Source organism: Terriglobales bacterium (genome assembly GCA_035691485.1).
Taxonomy (GTDB): Bacteria; Acidobacteriota; Terriglobia; order Terriglobales; family Acidobacteriaceae; genus JAIQGF01.
Genome location: DASSIZ010000070.1, coordinates 1 through 16,389 on the forward strand (window position 1 = coordinate 1; position 16,389 = coordinate 16,389).

Annotated in this window: 18 protein-coding genes and 1 rRNA gene; 5 read left to right on the forward strand and 14 right to left on the reverse strand. The window is 61.5% G+C overall.

From position 1 onward, the window contains the following. From VFI82_09595 to rplU, 13 genes are all read right to left on the reverse strand, one after another. Nucleotides 1-424 (reverse strand): 16S ribosomal RNA (locus VFI82_09595); the annotation flags it as partial. A 658-nt stretch (nucleotides 425-1,082) separates the two neighbouring features. Continuing rightward, nucleotides 1,083-1,220, reverse strand: coding sequence for a hypothetical protein (locus VFI82_09600; GenBank protein HET7184929.1), 138 nt, complete (start codon nucleotides 1,218-1,220; stop codon nucleotides 1,083-1,085). A gap of 87 nt (nucleotides 1,221-1,307) precedes the next feature. Further along, nucleotides 1,308-2,624, reverse strand: coding sequence for a folylpolyglutamate synthase/dihydrofolate synthase family protein (locus VFI82_09605; GenBank protein ID HET7184930.1), 1,317 nt, complete (start codon nucleotides 2,622-2,624; stop codon nucleotides 1,308-1,310). 151 nt (nucleotides 2,625-2,775) lie between these two features. After that, nucleotides 2,776-3,633, reverse strand: coding sequence for an acetyl-CoA carboxylase, carboxyltransferase subunit beta (gene accD / locus VFI82_09610; GenBank protein HET7184931.1), 858 nt, complete (start codon nucleotides 3,631-3,633; stop codon nucleotides 2,776-2,778). A gap of 27 nt (nucleotides 3,634-3,660) precedes the next feature. Further along, the gene (gene cobO / locus VFI82_09615) at nucleotides 3,661-4,197 is read right to left on the reverse strand and encodes a cob(I)yrinic acid a,c-diamide adenosyltransferase (GenBank protein ID HET7184932.1); all 537 of its coding nucleotides are present in this window, start codon (nucleotides 4,195-4,197) and stop codon (nucleotides 3,661-3,663) included. Nucleotides 4,198-4,222: 25 nt separating this feature from the next. Next, entirely contained in the window at nucleotides 4,223-4,654 is a 432-nt protein-coding gene (locus VFI82_09620; protein ID HET7184933.1) for a 23S rRNA (pseudouridine(1915)-N(3))-methyltransferase RlmH, read from the reverse strand. Between the two features lie 16 nt (nucleotides 4,655-4,670). Continuing rightward, nucleotides 4,671-5,507, reverse strand: coding sequence for a methyltransferase domain-containing protein (locus tag VFI82_09625; protein HET7184934.1), 837 nt, complete (start codon nucleotides 5,505-5,507; stop codon nucleotides 4,671-4,673). A gap of 67 nt (nucleotides 5,508-5,574) precedes the next feature. After that, nucleotides 5,575-6,561 carry a sigma-54 dependent transcriptional regulator gene (locus VFI82_09630; GenBank protein HET7184935.1) on the reverse strand — a complete coding sequence of 329 codons (987 nt, stop codon included), beginning with the start codon at nucleotides 6,559-6,561 and terminating at the stop codon, nucleotides 5,575-5,577. Nucleotides 6,562-6,569: 8 nt separating this feature from the next. After that, entirely contained in the window at nucleotides 6,570-7,016 is a 447-nt protein-coding gene (rsfS, locus tag VFI82_09635; GenBank protein HET7184936.1) for a ribosome silencing factor, read from the reverse strand. An 87-nt stretch (nucleotides 7,017-7,103) separates the two neighbouring features. Next, nucleotides 7,104-7,844: a nicotinate-nucleotide adenylyltransferase gene (gene nadD, locus VFI82_09640; protein HET7184937.1), complete on the reverse strand. Its 741-nt coding sequence runs from the start codon at nucleotides 7,842-7,844 to the stop codon at nucleotides 7,104-7,106. A 146-nt stretch (nucleotides 7,845-7,990) separates the two neighbouring features. Further along, complete coding sequence (gene obgE, locus VFI82_09645) at nucleotides 7,991-9,058, reverse strand: GTPase ObgE (GenBank protein ID HET7184938.1); 1,068 nt, start codon at nucleotides 9,056-9,058, stop codon at nucleotides 7,991-7,993. A gap of 159 nt (nucleotides 9,059-9,217) precedes the next feature. Continuing rightward, nucleotides 9,218-9,478, reverse strand: a complete 261-nt coding sequence (gene rpmA, locus VFI82_09650) for a 50S ribosomal protein L27 (protein HET7184939.1) — start codon at nucleotides 9,476-9,478, stop codon at nucleotides 9,218-9,220. Nucleotides 9,479-9,613: 135 nt separating this feature from the next. Further along, nucleotides 9,614-10,141, reverse strand: coding sequence for a 50S ribosomal protein L21 (gene rplU, locus VFI82_09655; protein HET7184940.1), 528 nt, complete (start codon nucleotides 10,139-10,141; stop codon nucleotides 9,614-9,616). 350 nt (nucleotides 10,142-10,491) lie between these two features. On the opposite strand from rplU, the gene VFI82_09660 reads away from it, so the two are divergent. Then, nucleotides 10,492-12,420 (forward strand): serine/threonine-protein kinase, encoded by a 1,929-nt coding sequence (locus tag VFI82_09660; GenBank protein HET7184941.1) that lies wholly within the window; start codon nucleotides 10,492-10,494, stop codon nucleotides 12,418-12,420. An 18-nt stretch (nucleotides 12,421-12,438) separates the two neighbouring features. Here VFI82_09660 and VFI82_09665 read toward each other — a convergent pair whose 3' ends face one another. Beyond that, nucleotides 12,439-12,912, reverse strand: a complete 474-nt coding sequence (locus VFI82_09665) for a hypothetical protein (protein HET7184942.1) — start codon at nucleotides 12,910-12,912, stop codon at nucleotides 12,439-12,441. Nucleotides 12,913-13,106: 194 nt separating this feature from the next. Between VFI82_09665 and VFI82_09670 the strand changes: the two genes are divergently transcribed. The 4 genes from VFI82_09670 (at nucleotide 13,107) to moeB (ending at nucleotide 16,155) form a co-directional block, all read left to right on the forward strand. After that, nucleotides 13,107-14,072 (forward strand): cysteine synthase family protein, encoded by a 966-nt coding sequence (locus VFI82_09670; GenBank protein HET7184943.1) that lies wholly within the window; start codon nucleotides 13,107-13,109, stop codon nucleotides 14,070-14,072. A gap of 13 nt (nucleotides 14,073-14,085) precedes the next feature. Beyond that, nucleotides 14,086-14,556, forward strand: a complete 471-nt coding sequence (locus tag VFI82_09675) for a M67 family metallopeptidase (protein HET7184944.1) — start codon at nucleotides 14,086-14,088, stop codon at nucleotides 14,554-14,556. Between the two features lie 60 nt (nucleotides 14,557-14,616). Then, nucleotides 14,617-14,913, forward strand: a complete 297-nt coding sequence (locus VFI82_09680) for a ubiquitin-like small modifier protein 1 (protein ID HET7184945.1) — start codon at nucleotides 14,617-14,619, stop codon at nucleotides 14,911-14,913. 72 nt (nucleotides 14,914-14,985) lie between these two features. Further along, on the forward strand, nucleotides 14,986-16,155 hold the full coding sequence (gene moeB, locus VFI82_09685; protein ID HET7184946.1) for a molybdopterin-synthase adenylyltransferase MoeB: 1,170 nt from the start codon (nucleotides 14,986-14,988) through the stop codon (nucleotides 16,153-16,155). Nucleotides 16,156-16,389 lie beyond the last annotated feature (234 nt).

The following is a 16,389-nucleotide window of genomic DNA, read 5'->3' on the forward strand; positions in this document are numbered from 1 at the left end:
CCCCAAGGGGCTTCATCCTCCACGCGGCGTTGCTGCGTCAGGGTTTCCCCCATTGCGCAAAATTCCCCACTGCTGCCTCCCGTAGGAGTCTGGACCGTGTTTCAGTTCCAGTGTGGCCGTGCGCCCTCTCAGGCCGGCTACTGATCATCGCCTTGGTAGGCCGTTACCCTGCCAACTAGCTAATCAGCCGCGACCCCCTCCTCCAGCGAATTGCTCCTTTGATCGCAAGCATTCCAGCTCGCGATGTTATGCGGTATTAGCCCCGGTTTCCCGAGGTTATTCCCCACTTGAGGGTAGGTTAGTCACGTGTTACTCACCCGGTCGCCACTTTACTCGCGGGATTGCTCCCGCTTTCTCGTTCGACTTGCATGTGTTAGGCACGCCGCCAGCGTTGATTCTGAGCCAGGATCAAACTCTCGTTTGAAACCTGATAAAGGTGACCCCGTCCGAAAACGGAGCCTACCAATTTTGTGAGTATGTCGCTCGACATTAAACCCGAGCACCATCACTCGCGACTGGCACGTTCAACCTGTTGTCAAAGACCGTTCCGGAGCCGCTCTGAGCGGTTCGGTTCGGATTGACCGACTTCGGCGGCACTAGTCCGCTTCCGTCTGTCCTCGAAACCTTGCAAACATATCGCGACTTGCGGAGCACTGTCAACCCGAGCCGCCGCCCCAATCGGGCAGCTTCTCACCTCGCTTGAGGAGCGCTGCTGACGCGTTCGCGCGTATGCTCTCCCGCGGCGGCGCAGCCCAATTTTGGCGCGCACAACGCCCGAGAGATTTTTTAAAACCTGAAAAGATCAATTGGAGGTCTTACGACCCTTCGAGAACCTTGTTCCCGAATGGAAGCCTCTGAACGAGGCCAATTTGAGGTGGCAAACCGTGCAGCGCCTTCTTGCTGGCTCTACTGATTTGATGCCGGGGACGCGGTCAGGATTCAAATCCCTGACGACCGGCGAACGTGACGCCATCTCGTACGAGTTCTTTTATACCACTCTGCGGCGCCGTGCGCAAGCGCACCGCGCCAGAATCACCACGAAAATTTACCGGAATCCTTGCGGTAAACAAAACTCTTCCGCATTACTCCCGCGCCGGCAGCAGCGCCAGTCCGGCCGTTAACAGCATGCCGGCGAACAATCCCAAAATCGCCAGCACGGGAAAATACAGGTGAATGCTCAGGACCCACAGCAGCACGAAAAACGAAAACAAAATCCACATTTTCCAAGGCACCTCTTGCCCTGTAATTAGAGAGTAGCTGGATGGCGTGGGTTGACTCAAAAGTAAGCAAATCCGCGGAATCGCGGCTTATGCACCCGTGATTGCCAGGGCCTGCATGGCTTCTCCGACCACGTAGATGGAGCCGGTGATCACGACGACTCCGTTCGGCGGAATCTCCCGGCGCGCCAGCACGATCGCGTCCCGCACCGAGGGCGCAAGTTCGATGACGGCGCCGGTGCGCGCGCCAGCCTCCCGTATTTCTTCCGGAAAAGCAGATCGCGGATTCTCGGCGCGTGCGGCGATGACGCGCTCGGCGAGAGGAAACAGAATCTCGGCCATTTCGGCGATCGCTTTGTCCCGCATGGCGCCAAAAACGAACACCAGCGGCCGCCCTTCGAAGCGCTGCGAGAGAGCCGAGCGCAGGGCCCAGGCGCCGGCGGGGTTGTGAGCGACATCGAGCACCACCTCGAACCCACCCGCATGCGCGATCTGGAATCGCCCCGGCCACGCCGTATCGCGAATACCGCGCTCGATGTCACTCGCTGCAAGACGCAGGCCTGCATCGTCCAACTCGACCGCGGCAGCGATCGCGAGTGCGACGTTGCGCAATTGATGGCGCCCGAGGAGTGGCGACGCAACCTTGATTTCTTTTCCGAGCACGGTCACCGCATACGTATCCCCCGCTTCGGCGCCCGGCGAGACCGGCGGCACATAAGGCACGGCACTGACCGCTCGCGCCCCGCGCTCCAGGATCGTGTTGCCGATCACGTCGTTGGCCTCCGGGTGTTGCGGCAGCGTCACCACGGTTCCGCCGGCGCGAATGATGCCCGCCTTTTCGCCCGCGATCTCGCGGAGGGTGTTGCCGAGGAATTTCTGATGGTCGAGCGAAATGTCGGTAATCACGGAAACCAACGGCTCGACAACATTGGTCGCGTCCAGTCGCCCGCCCATCCCGACCTCGAGTACGGCGATCTCGATGTTTTTGCGGGCAAAATGCAAAAACGCCATCGCGGTGAGCACTTCGAAGAAGCTGGGATGCCACGGCAGCTTGCCTTGCTCAACCAAACGCAGCGCAGTAATCTCCACCTCATCGTGGGCAAGCGTGAAGTCGGCGTCGGAAATCGGCTCGCCGTTGATGCGGATGCGCTCGTTGATGCGCACCAGGTGCGGAGACGTGTACAGCCCGGTGCGATGTCCGGCTGCGCGCAGGATGGAAGCCAGCGTCGCCGCGGTGGAGCCTTTGCCGTTGGTGCCGGCGATCAGCACGGCGCGCAACCCGCGCTCCGGAGAGCCCAGCGCCTGCAGCAGCACGCGCATGTGCGCCAGGTCGAACTTGTGCGACGGAGTGCGCGCCAGCTCATGCCCGAGTTCGTACAGTTGCGCGACGGCGGAATCGTAAGACAAGCTTTTAGCTCTTAGCGGTGAGCTGCGACAAACGAGTTCAATGGCACCGGGAATTCAATGCATGTCCTCCGGAGGAGGGCTTCAGCCCGACAATGGATCTCGGGGTTCAGCCCACGCCACTGAGCTGCCAAACAGAGTTAAGACAAAAAAGCTAAGCGCTTTTGCCGTTCGGCGTCATGAAGTCCAGCGCGCGCGAGATGTAGCCCTTCAGGTCCTTGCGATGCACGACCGCGTCCAGCATGCCGTGCTCGAGCAGGAACTCGCTGCGCTGGAACCCTTCGGGCAGTTTCTGGCGAATGGTCTGCTCGATGACACGTGGGCCGGCGAATCCGATGAGCGCGCCTGGCTCGCCGATGTTCAGATCGCCGAGCATGGCAAACGACGCCGTGGTGCCGCCGGTGGTGGGGTCGGTAAGGACCGAGATGTAGGGCACGCCCGCGTCATCCATGCGGGCGAGTGCGGCGGAAATTTTCGCCAACTGCATCAGGCTGATGACGCCTTCCATCATGCGCGCGCCGCCCGAGGCGGAAACGATGATCAGCGGAACGCGCTCATCGGTGGCGCGTTCGATGGCGCGCGTGATGGCTTCCCCGACCACCGACCCCATGCTGCCGCCAATGAACGCATATTCCATGGAGCAGACAAGCACCGGCCGTCCGTTCAGCTTGCCGCGCCCATTGATGATCGCGTCCTTCAGCCCGGTGTCCTTCTGCGTCTTCCGCAGCCGGTCGGAGTATTTCTTAAGGTCGGTGAAGTGGAGCGGATCGGTCGAGGCGAGCGTCATGTCCTCGGTGCTGTACTCCCCATCGTCGAGCAGTTGCGCCAGGCGAGTGCGGGCGTCGAGGCGGAAATGCCGCTGGCACTTGGGGCAGACGTTGAGGTTGGCGTCGAGATCCTTTTTCCAGATGATCTGGCGGCATTCTTCACACTTCACCCACAGGCCTTCGGTGCGGACCTTCTTCTCGCCGGAAGCGTCCAAGTCGCCGGATTGTCGTCTAAACCAAGTCATGGCGATGGCCGTACTGCGGAACGCAATTCAGTATTCTATTCCCCGTTGCGCCTGTACACCCTTTTCATACGCGTGCTTGACCTGACGCATTTCGGTAACGGTGTCGGCCAAATCAGTTATTGTGGGGTGCGCGTTGCGGCCCGTCAAGATCACATGCACCATCTCCGGCCTTTTTTTCAGCGCCTCGGCAACCTTATTGGGATCGAGCATGCCGTAGCTGATGGCGTAATTGATCTCGTCCAGCACCACCAGGTCCCAATCCCCGGAGAGGATCGCCTTCTCCGCCTCGGCCCAGGCTTCCTCCACCATGCGAATGTCCTCGGGATCGGTTTCTGCGCCCCCGACTTTGACGAAGCCGCGCCCCATCTGCTTCATGACGAAGCGGTCGCCGAATGCCTTGACCGCGTCCAGTTCGCCGTAATGCCACGATCCCTTCAGGAACTGCAGCATCAGAACCTTCATGCCCTGGCCGACCGCACGCAAAGCCGTGCCCATCGCGGCCGTGGTCTTGCCCTTGCCGGGACCGGTGTTCACGATGATGATGCCTTTGCGAATGTCGTTCATAGGCCGCGCGTTTACAGAAGGTGTGTCAGTGCCCCAGGTGATACGGATGTCCCTTCAGGATTGTAAATCCTCGGTAGAGTTGCTCCAGCAAAACCACGCGCGCGAGTTCGTGCGCTAGGGTCATCTTACCGAGAGAAAGCTGGAATGATGCGGCTGCACGCGCCTGGTCGGAGAAGCCATCCGCTCCGCCTACCGCGAACAGCAGCGACGGAGTGCCCCGCTCCTGGTGTTGCCGCAGAAACTCCGCGAAGTGTTCAGAAGAGAGTTGCCGGCCACGCGGGTCCAGCAGTATCAAAGACCCTCGCGATTTGTCGAGCTGCTTGAGGAGCGCGGTCTCGGTCGCCATTTCCAGTGACTCGGTCGCGACGTAGCGCGAGAGACGCTTGAGGTATTCGGCGGTGAGCGACTGCACGGCCGCGTCCTTGGTTTTGCCGATCCAGGCGATGCGCAGCTTCACGGCGAGAACCTCCCGGCTAGCGCGTTCCTGAGGCGAGCACAAAATCCGCCGTCATATTCACTTTTTCCCCGTCCCAGAAGCGCGTGAAGGCGGCGCGCACCTCGCGCCCGATTGCTTCGAGTTGTTCGGGGCGAATCTGATCCAGCAGCGGGCGGAAGGGAACCGTGGCCGTCTGAAAGTACTCCCAAAGATCTTCAATACTGGAGGTCCAAGGCCATGGCACGGTGCGTAGTTCTTCCGCGACTTCGCGAAATCCAGCGGCGTTGAGGGCGGCGGAGAGCGTGCCGCGCCGGCCGAACCTGAAAATTTGTTGCGCAGAAGGAGGCAGCGCCGCGCCGGTATGACGCATGATGACCGCGCCTGTGGAATCGAAATACGGCTGTTCGATCGGACCCCAGGCGAGCAGCGCCACGCGGCCCCCGGGCTTCAGCACGCGCCGCATCTCGCCCAGCGCCCGCGGCAGGTCGGAGAAGAACATCACCGCCAGTCGCGAGGTGACCAGGTCGAAGCTGGCATCGTCGAAGGGTAGTTTGTGCGCGTCAGCAACTTTGAAGAGGAGGTTCGTAAGTCCGCGCTCGCGGGCACGCTCGGCGGCTATGTTCAGCGGTTCGGGCGAGAGATCGGTGGCGGTGACGAGCCCGCCCGGCAGGACTCGCCGCGCCAACTGCAGCGCGGGAGCGCCGGTGCCACTGGCCACGTCGAGGACGCGCATGCCCGGTTGCGGCTCGGCGAACTCGACGATGGCGTCGGTCGCGCCGCGTCCCATCTCCGCCGATGGCCGTTCCCAACGCTTGGCCGCGTTCATCCGGGCGTGCGTGGCCCAGTCCGGAGAAGCGGGAGGCTTCGTTGTCATCGCAGCAACATAACAGATGTCGCGCGCGCTTCGCCCTACTGAATGTGTTTGGTGAAATGCTGAGCCGCTATCCCAGCCCGTAGCGCTTGCGTTTTTCCAGCAACGTCTTGCGGCTGATGCCGAGGATTTGCGCGGCCCTGGTCTTCTTCCCCTGCGTGAATTGAAGCACATCGGCGATATGAGCGCGTTCCATCGCTTCCAGGTTAAGCTTGCGCTCCGCGGAAGCAGGCGCGGCGTCGCGGACACACGGCGGCAAGTCTTGCGGCAGAATTTCAGGCGGCGCCCCATGGATCACGGCGCTCTCCACCATGCCGCGCAACTCGCGAACATTGCCATGATAAGAGTAATTCTCGAGCGCGGCCATGGCTGCGGGAGCAAAATTCAGCCGCGGTTTGCGGTGGATCTCGGAGAGCCGGGCGAGGAAGTGCTCCGCCAGCGGGCGGATGTCGCCCCGCCGGTCGCGCAACGCCGGCAGAAGGACTGGAACCACATTGAGGCGGTAATACAGATCTTCGCGGATGGTGCGGCGCGCCACGGCGTGCTCCAGGTCGATGGCGGTCAGGGCGACGACGCGAGCGGAGACCGGAATGCTTCGCATGCCGCCCACGCGTTCAAAGCGTTTTTCGTCAATCACTCGCAGCAGCTTTGCCTGCATCGGCATGGTGAGGGCCGCGATTTCATCGAGAACGATGGTGCCCTGCCCGGCAAGTTCCAGCTTCCCCGCCTTGGTCTGCCCACCGGGGAAGGCGCCGCTTTCATAACCGAACAGTTCGACTTCCAGCACCTCGCGCGGCAAGCCGGCGCAATCAATCTTGAGCAGGGGCGCTTCCGGATGCGGGCCGAGGTAGTGGATGATCGATGCCAGCAGGTCTTTTCCGGTGCCGCCTTCGCCGCGCACCAGCACGGTAGAAGCGCTGGCGGCGATTCCGCCAATGTCCTGCAGCAGGTGGATCGAGACCGGATCGGCCGCCACCCACGATTGCAAAATCGCGCCGGCGGGATTGGCAGGCCGCGCAGGCGTGGCAGCCTCAATGACGCCGGCTGCTCCCGCCATGGTTCCGGCTACCTCTTGCGGGCGCGGCGGCGCGAACGGTGCGCGCGCGTTGGCGTAGCCCGCTTCGTGAGCGCGCGCTTCCGAGGCACGAACCGCAGTTCCCCCGGCGTCAACTGTTTTGCCGATTTCCACAGCCGCTCCAGGTTGTAGAAGTTTCGCGCTTTTTGCGAGAACACGTGGACCACGAAATCCACGTAGTCCAGCAGGACCCACTCGGCCTGCTTATAGCCCTCCACGTGCGTCGGCCTCAGCCCGGCCCGGGAGAGTCTCTGCTGTACTTCATCCGAGATGGCTTGAATCTGTCTGGGGTTGCTACCCGAGCAGATAACGAAATAATCGGTGAAGCCGCCGGCGGTCTTGTCAAGCTCCAGGATGGTGAGATCTTCCGCCTTTTTTTCCTCGGCGGCGGCAATGGCGTCCATCACCTGCCGCTGCAATTCTTGTTTCTTAGCCATGGTTCCCCTGCAAAAGGAAGGCGATGCGCGCTTTGGGCCGGCACCAAAATTGGGAGTAACTAAGGGAGGTTCGGGCTGGAGAAGGTCTTACTTTCTTTCGCGTATGTTTACCACCTTCCTCCGCGCCGGGGCCGCACGCCGGGCACGCGGCGCAGACGATTTGTATAGATGCATCTTGACGATATAAGCGGCCACCGCGTCATCCAGGAATCGAGAGACGCTGTGGCCGCCGGCAAGGGAGGAGCGAATCTGGGTGGCGGAAACGTTTTCCTCGACACCGGCGAGGATGTGCAGCGTCACTCCGCCGATGGCAAGATCGCCGGTCGCCGGCTTATGCGCGAACGGTTGGGTCACAGCCTCCTTGGGGCGCATGGATTCGGGCAGTGCCCGGGCGATGTCGGCCAGCGAAAATCCGGGACGGCTGGCGACAACGAATTCCACCTCGCGCAGCAGCGCCTCGGGCTCGCGCCAGTTTGCAATCGTCATAAAAGAATCGACGCCAAGCAGAAAAAACAGGCGGTCGCTTTTCGCCAGCGTGGCCCGGAAGCGGCGCACCGTATCGATGGTGAAGTTGGGTGTGCGGCGCGCTTCCTCCCCCGGAGCTTCCATCAGCGATGGCAGGAACGACTTCTCCTCGCGCGTAGCCAGGACCAGCATGGCATAGCGATGATGAAACGGCGTGACCGCCTGTTTCTGTTTCAGAGGCTGGATATCGGCAGGGACAAAATAGATGCGGCCGAAGTCGAAGACTTTTTGCGCTGCGCGCGCGACGTTGAGGTGGCCGCGATGTACCGGATCGAAGGTCCCGCCGAAAAGGGCAACGTTCATGAAAAGCAGTAGCTGGCAGCCAGGTCGCTTCGTTCGCAGTGTCGTCTGTGGCGTTGAAACTTGCAAGCGTGAACCAGGTGAGAGGCATTGCTCAGGGATGTTCAGGGTGATCCGCGCCGGTCCACGCCAATCCGCCCGTGTCTTTTTCACCCCGCAACAGGTTCCGCATCGGCGGGTGGCGCCGAAGCAGCAGCTACTTCGGCCTTGCGGATCTCGTCAACCCTGGCAGCCATGGCGTGCTTCAGCTTTTCAATGCCTTCGCCGGTCACGGCTGAGATCGGGTACAGGGGCAGGTTGTGCTTCTTGCAGTAGCGGCGCAGCTTGGCGAGCTTGTCTTTATTCACGACGTCAATCTTCGACGCCGCGACCAGCACCGGCTTTTTCTCCAGCCCCGCGCCAAAGCTCTCGAGTTCGTTGGTTATCACCTCGTAATCCTTCACCGGGTTGGGCCTTCCGCTGGAATCGGAGACGTCCACCAGGTGGACCAGCAGGCGCGTGCGCTCGATGTGCCGCAGAAACTGCGTCCCCAGGCCGGCGCCCGTGTGCGCGCCTTCGATGAGCCCGGGAATGTCGGCGACAACGAAGCTGATGGCGTTTGGTTCTTCCCCATCGACTACCACTCCCAGGTTCGGCTGCAGCGTGGTGAAGGGATAATCGGCAATCTTCGGACGCGCCGCCGAGATGCGCGAGATCAGCGTGGACTTGCCCGCATTCGGGTAACCCACCAGTCCGACATCGGCCAGCAGCTTCAGCTCGAGCCGCAGCGTGCGTTCTTCGCCGGACCGGCCAGGCTCGCACTCCCGCGGCGCCTGGTGTGTGGAGGTGGCAAAGCGCGCATTGCCGCGTCCGCCGCGCCCGCCGCGCGCCACCACGATGCGGTCATCGGCATGGGAGAAATCGTGGATGCGTTCGCCGGTGGATTCGTCGTACACGATCGTTCCCACCGGCACTTTGAGCACGACATCGTCGCCTTCGCGTCCGGTCTTGTTGGAACCTTCGCCGTGGCGTCCGCGCTCCGCCTTGTATTCGGGATTGAAGCGGAAATGAACCAGCGTGTTGTGGCGCTCGCTGGATTCCATGATGACGTCGCCGCCCTTGCCGCCGTCGCCGCCGGAGGGCCCGCCGCGCGGAACGAATTTCTCGCGGCGGAACGCCATGCAGCCGTTGCCGCCGTTGCCCGCCTTGACCTGGATTTTGGCTTCATCAATGAACATGGTGAGTGGCTATCGGCTGTCGGCCCGTCGGCTACCCGGGATTGCGAGGCCTCCAACTGCTACAGAGGGGCGAAAATCAAAGAGGCACGGCTTTGTGCCATGCCTCAAAAAGCGCAAGCGACTCGGCCGGGAGCCGATGGCCGACTGCCGAGCGCCGTTTTACGCCTCGACCGGCTCGACGAGCACGAACTTACCTGTCCGGCCCTTGTCCACGAACTTCACTTTGCCGGTAATTTTGGCGAACAGGGTGTCGTCCTTACCGCGGCCGACGTTCAGGCCGGGCTTGATGCGCGTGCCGCGCTGCCGCACGATGATGGAACCGCCGGGCACCGTCTGCCCGCCAAATACTTTTACTCCCAGCCGCTGCGAATTCGAGTCACGGCCGTTACGAGAGCTGCCTAAACCTTTTTTATGCGCCATAAGATCCTTCGCTTCGCTCAGGACCGCTCGCGAGGCGAGCCGGTTTTTGGTTCTGTCTAGTGTGTCTTATCGATTTTTCCGTTTTCTGTTCCAGCCCCAAGCGGCCGCTGGAAACTAGAAACCCGAAACTCGAAACTACTTTTTCTTGGGCGAGGATCCGCCCTTGGACTTCGTCGATTTCGAAGTGCCGCGGCCTTTGGCCGTCTTGCTGCCTGCGCCCGAGGCGTGGGCCGATGCCTGCTTCTTCGCCGAAGCTTTCTTCTTGGGGGCGACCGCTTCTTCCGCCGCCGCTCCGCCTTCCACGACCTTGGGAGTTTTCGCCGCCCGCGTGGCTTGTTCGGCGGCCTTGAAGCTCTGGCCGTCAAAAGCGATTTCGGTGATGCGCACCGCGGTGTACTGCTGGCGATGTCCCTGCAGCTTCTTGTATTGCTTCTTGCGCTTGTAGTGGAAGACCAGCACTTTGTCGCCGAGAACCTGGTCCAGGATCTGCCCGACTACGCGTGCCTCGCCTTGCGGCTTGCCGATCTCGCCCTGGTTGCCGGATACGGCGAGCACGTCGCCGAACTCCACCTGCTTCTGATCCCCGCCGAGCTTTTCCACCCGGATAACGTCGCCGGGCGCGACGCGATACTGCTTTCCCCCGGCGCGGATGACCGCGTACATAGTGCCTCCCACTCTGCGATTTACGAATTGAAGAATTTACGGATTAACGACAATTCGTAAATGCCTATAAACCTTGCGTGCTCTGCTCCCGCTCGCCAGGACGGCGGCGGCAACCCCTGACGGGGCCCGGCAGTACAGGCAAACCAATTGATTTTAGCGGTTTCGCTGGGAACGCGTCAAACAGCTCGGCTGTGCTTCCGTAACTTCCCTGGCACCATTCGTTGTACTTCCGCGTCGCTGGGCGTGGAGGTAAGTTGCTAGATGTCGCGCGTCCGGCGCGGGTTCGCACCTTTCCGCAAGCCATACGCCTGCTCGCTCGAGTTGCGCGCCGTTCACGGTAAGTGCCGCGTATGCAGAAAATTGGCCGCTACCAGATCGTCAGTGAACTGGGCAAGGGCGCCATGGGCGTTGTCTACAAGGCCCAGGACCCGACCGTCGGTCGATGCGTCGCCATCAAGACCCTGCGCCTCGATCTCCACGGCACCGAAGCTGAGGAGATGCTGGGGCGCTTCAAGAACGAGGCGCGCACTGCCGGAGTGATGAACCATCCCAACATCATCACCATCTACGACGCCGGCGAGCAGGACGGCATGTTCTACATCGCCATGGAGTACATGGAGGGCCAGACGCTTCAGCAGCTGCTGAAGGGAGGAAAACGGCTGCCGGTCGAGCACGCTATCGACATCGTGCGCCAGGTTTGCGCCGGCCTGGACTATGCGCACTCCCGCGGTATCATCCATCGCGACATCAAGCCCGCCAACATCATGATCACCGCCGATGGCACGGTGAAAATCATGGACTTCGGCATCGCCAAGGGCGGTGGGACCGACATGACCTCCGCCGGCCACGTTGTCGGCACTCCCAACTACATGGCGCCGGAGCAGGTAAAAGGCAAGCCGCTCGATGGCCGTTCCGACCTGTTCAGCGTGGGCGTGGTGCTCTACGAAATGCTGACCGGCGAACGCCCCTTTGCCGGCGAAAACATCACTACCATCATTTACAAGATCGTGAACGACGTTCCGGTAGATCCTCGCGAACGGGATCACACCATGCATCCAGGAATCAGCGCCGTGGTCATGAAGGCGCTGTCCAAGGATCCGGATGGGCGCTTCGCCACCGGCGCCGACTTCGCGCGTGCGGTGCTGGGATATTTGTGTTTCAAGCCGGAGGTGCAGCTGGCGCCGGTCCCCTTGGAGCGTTTCGCATCATCCTCAAGTGGGGAGACAACGCCGTTGCCATCAGGGCCGATGGCCGCGGCGGTGGCGGCAGCCGCCACACAGGCCAAAACGCCTCCACCGGTTGACCAACTGGAGACTGCCCCACCCGCGGCGGTCCAGCCGGCAGCTACCACACCAGCTCCGAGCACGACACTTCCGGCGGCGGTGGTCGCACCGGTCGCCAAAGCAGCGCCGGCCCCACCCATTGCTAAACCTGCGCTTATAAAACTGGCGGTCAAGCCGGCTGCGCTGAACGCAACGGTTGCGCTGCCACCTCGCCCGGCTAAACCTCAGAAACCAGTGCCGGTGATGGCGATTGGCGCCGTAGTGCTTATGGCTACGCTGGCCCTCGGAGCTTACTGGCATTTCCACCAGGACGCTGCTCCTGTGCCGGCGCCGGTGGCTGCCACCCCCGTGCCGGCTGAACCGAAGCCAAGAAACTCGGCGAAGGCCGCGAAGGCCGCCGCTGCGAGGCGGGCCGCCGCCGCCGCTGCTGAGTCGGCCCAATCATCCACGCCTGCGTCCGCCGCCGGGTTGAAAGGATCCCTGGACCTCGACAGCGAACCCAATGGCGCGCACATTTATCTCGATGGGCGCGATTCCGGCGAGATTACGCCCGCCCACCTGTCGGTCAATCCCGGACAGCATCGCATCGCGCTGCGCAAGGAAGGCTACCGTCCAGAGATTAAGTACGCAGACGTCCAGGCCGGCGGGTCTTTTTACTTTGCTCCCACACTGACTCCGGCCGCCGAACGGGCAGTAGCTCTCGCGGCCAACACGCCGGCACAACCAGCCGGCTCCGGTCCGTTCCGCAGGCTGAGGCGCATATTCGGCAGGGCTGCGGCCGATGACGGCGTTCTCGAGGTGCGTACCCGACCGCGTGGCGCGGAAATCTGGCTCGGTGAAGCGCAGGCCCCGCTACGCACTCCGGCAAAGCTCGGCGTTGTTCCCGGAAATTACACCATGACCTTGCGCCTGCCCGGCTACAAGCCGATCACGCGCCCGGTGCAGATCGAGCAGGGAAAAATGCTGGGTGTGGAAGAGATCTTCGAGCCGCAATAGGGCGGGCAGTGGACGCCGCTAGCTGCGGTGCGTGTTCTTTTTTGCCGTCCGCTTCTTTTCCCACGGTTTCTTCGGCCGCTCCGAGGGCGCTTCGTCGCGGTTCTGCACACGGTCGTAGCTGTAGTCTGCGCTGACCGTGCCGAGCGACTCGTTGTACAGGCTGGGCGCCCCGATCGCTTCCTTCAGTTCTTCGCTGAACTGGTGCAGTGCCTTGAGCTGCTCTGCCGTGGCGGGAACTTCCGCTTTCGTGGTCTTGAAGAATTGCTGGTAACCGCGGTTGACGAGCTTGGCAATCTCGCCCCCGATCAGGTAACCCGGGTAGGCGAAGAGCTTTACTCCGCCGTCGTCCGTCTTCTCAATCGCCGCCGAGCAACCGTCCTTCTTTAGAAAAACCCGGCTCTGCACTCCGGGGGCTTCCAGCAGCTCGAAACCGTGATCGCGCAACCAGGCGATTGCTTCGTCATAGGTCTTGCGGGCAGGTTTCGTCGCCATTCGCCGGTCACCACTGGCCCGGGGCCAAGGAAATGTAACGCCGCAACACCCTACCACATCCAAGTCGGTAACCGTCAAAGCCTGGGCTAATCAGCAACTAGGGACGAATACGATACCTCCCAATCCTTCATTGTTGCCCGCCCCGCGTTTGATCGGCTAACTTGGCCGTGGGATCGCGCCCCAAACACGTATCTATGCCTTCTTCCAGTCCAGGAAGGAAACCGGTACTGCCCGCGCGGGAAGAGCCGCAACAGAAGCTGGGCCGCAGTGTGCTTGAGCGCATCGGCAACACCCCGCTGATCCGGTTGCCCCGCTTCACCCACGATCTGCACGGTGTGGAGATCCTGGCCAAGGCGGAGTGGTTCAATCCGGGAGGCTCGGTCAAAGATCGCGCCGCCGCGAATATCGTTCTGGAAGCGCTGCAGTCGGGCAAGCTTGCGCCCGGCAAGGAACTGCTGGATTCCACCAGCGGCAATACCGGCATCGCCTATGCCATGATCGGCGCGGCCATGGGATTCGGCGTCACGCTCTGCATGCCGACCAATGTCTCCGTCGAACGCAAGCGCATTCTGAACGCTTACGGGGCCAAAATTGTCTTCACCGACCCGGGCGACGGCTCCGACGGCGCGATCCGCAAGGCCCGCGAGATGTTTGCCGCCGAGCCGGAGCGCTTCTTCTACGCTGACCAGTATTCCAATGATGCCAACTGGCGCGCCCACTACGAGACCACCGCCAACGAGATCTGGCGGCAGACAGAAGGGCGTGTCACCCACTTCGTTGCCATGCTGGGCACCAGTGGAACTTTCGTCGGCACCTCGCGCCGCCTGAAGGAATTGAATCCCAACATCCAGTCCATCTCCCTGCAGCCGGATTCCTCCTTCCACGGCATTGAGGGCGCCAAGCACATGGCCACCGCGATTGTGCCCAAAATCTATGATCCCGCAATCGCCGACGCGGACCTTGGCGTTTCCACCGAGAGTGCCTATGAAATGGTGAAGCGGCTGGCGCGCGAAGAAGGCGTGCTGGTGGGCATCTCATCCGGGGCCGCGCTCAGTGGCTGTCTTCAAGTTGCGAAGAGCGCGCCGGGCGGTTCGGTGATCGTCACCGTGTTCCCCGACAGCGGCGACAAATATCTGAGCGAGAAGTTCTGGAACGAGTGAAATTTCATAGCGGATGCTAAGAATTCCCCAACTCGCGTTCAACGCTCTCCGCGCCCACGGCGAGGAAACCTATCCGCACGAGTGCTGCGGCGTAATGCTGGGTCACATGGAAGAAGACGACAAGCGGCAGGTAGTCGAGGTCGTGCGCTGCGGCAACACGCGCGACGACCGCCCCCAGGACCGCTACCACATCGACCCTCGGGAGCTGGTGCGCATTCAGCGCCAGGGACGCGAGCGCGGGCTGGATGTTGTCGGCTTCTATCATTCGCATCCCGACCATCCAGCGCGATGGTCACAAACCGATCTCGCCGAAGCGCACTGGATCGGCTGCTCCTACGTGATCACCAGCGTGGAAAACGGCCGCGCCGTGACCACCAACTCCTTCGCGCTGCTGGGCGCCACCGAAGAGGACAAACGCTTCGAGGATGAGGCGGTGGAAGTCAGCGCGGAGAAGGTGCTGGTAAGAGAGTTTGAAGCCGAGTAGACGCTCGGCCCACGGCTTTGAATCCGCCTGCCGTTTTTTCGCATCATTAAGGTCTTGCTTATGAAAATCATGATCCCGACGCCCTTGCGTCAATATGCCGATAAGAAAGATGTGGTTGAGTTGAACGCTGCAACCGTCGCGGAGGCCCTCAGCGGGCTCACCTCCCGCCATCCGGAGCTGCGCAAACATCTCTATACCGACGATGGCCGCCTGCGTGCGTTCGTCAACGTGTACCTCAACGACGAAGACATTCGCTACCTGAGCAAGGAACAGACGCCAGTAAAAGACGGCGACACATTGTCGATTGTTCCGTCAATTGCCGGAGGGAGGAAGACGTCGAATAGAGTAATCGGGTAATGGAGTGAAGTAGATCGGACCTTTCTTTACTTTTCCCGATTACACAATTACCAGGTTCCACTTAGGTTTCTTATGGCCACCATCACACAAGTCGATCAGCCCACTCTTTCCAAGGACGAAATCCTGCGCTACTCGCGCCATCTCATCATGCCCGAGGTCGGCATGGACGGCCAGACCAAGCTCAAGGCCGCTAAAGTTCTCTGTATTGGCGCAGGCGGGTTGGGATCGCCGCTGGCACTCTACCTGGCGGCGGCGGGCGTGGGCACGCTCGGCGTGGTTGACTTCGACGTCGTGGACTTCACCAACCTGCAACGCCAGATCATTCACACCACCAGCGATGTCGGCCGGCCCAAGCTTGATTCCGCCGCCGAGAAGATTAAAGCAATCAACCCGTTCGTCGAAGTGCGGCCGTTCGAGACGCGTCTTACCAGCGCCAACGCGCTGGACCTCTTCCGCCAGTTCGACATCGTGGTGGACGGCACCGATAACTTTCCCACGCGCTACCTGGTCAACGACTCCTGCGTGCTTACCGGAAAGCCCAACGTCTACGGTTCCATCTTCCGCTTTGAAGGACAGGTCAGCGTCTTCGCCACCGAACAGGGGCCGTGCTACCGCTGCCTGTATCCCGAACCGCCTCCGCCCGGCCTGGTACCCTCCTGCGCTGAAGGCGGCGTTCTAGGCATTCTGCCCGGCCTGGTCGGGGTGATGCAGGCAACCGAGGCCATCAAGCTGATCCTTGGCGCCGGCGATCCGCTGATCGGGCGGCTGCTGCTGGTGGATGCTTTGGGCATGAAATTCCGCGAACTGAAGCTGCGGAAGAATCCTGATTGCCCCGCTTGCGGCAAGAATCGCACCATCACCAAGTTGATTGACTACAACCAATTCTGCGGCATTCGCGGCGAGGAAAAGCCGGTGACGGAATCCAACCTGCCCGAAATCAGCGTCGAAGAATTGAAGCGCCGCCAGGACGCCGGCGACGACGTCTTCATCCTCGACGTGCGTGAGCCCCACGAATACCAGATCTGCAACCTCGGTGGGCATCTGATCCCGCTCAACGATCTGCCCAAGCGCGTCAACGAGCTGGATTCCAGCCGCGAGATCGTATGCCATTGCAAGATGGGCGGCCGCAGCGCCAAGGCCGTGGACTTCCTTCGCCAGGCCGGGTTTACCAAGGTGAAGAACCTCACGGGCGGCATCAACGCCTGGGCCGATAAGGTCGATCCCAAGATGCCGAAGTATTGAAAATCAGGGGCGGGTAGCTGGAAAGTATCGGTAAGCGACTCAAATTGAATCCGCAGGCCGCCCTCCCAATTCGGCCTTAGTCCTTGCGCGCCAGCCAAAAAGAGTATTTCCGCGCACTCCCCGCTTGAAAAAATTCCTGGTTCGTGCAGAATTGCGTGCTGGCTGAAATTACTTGGGGCGGTTCCGGACTGATGTGCGAATTCGTCCGGCGCTAACTTCTACTGCTTCGCAACT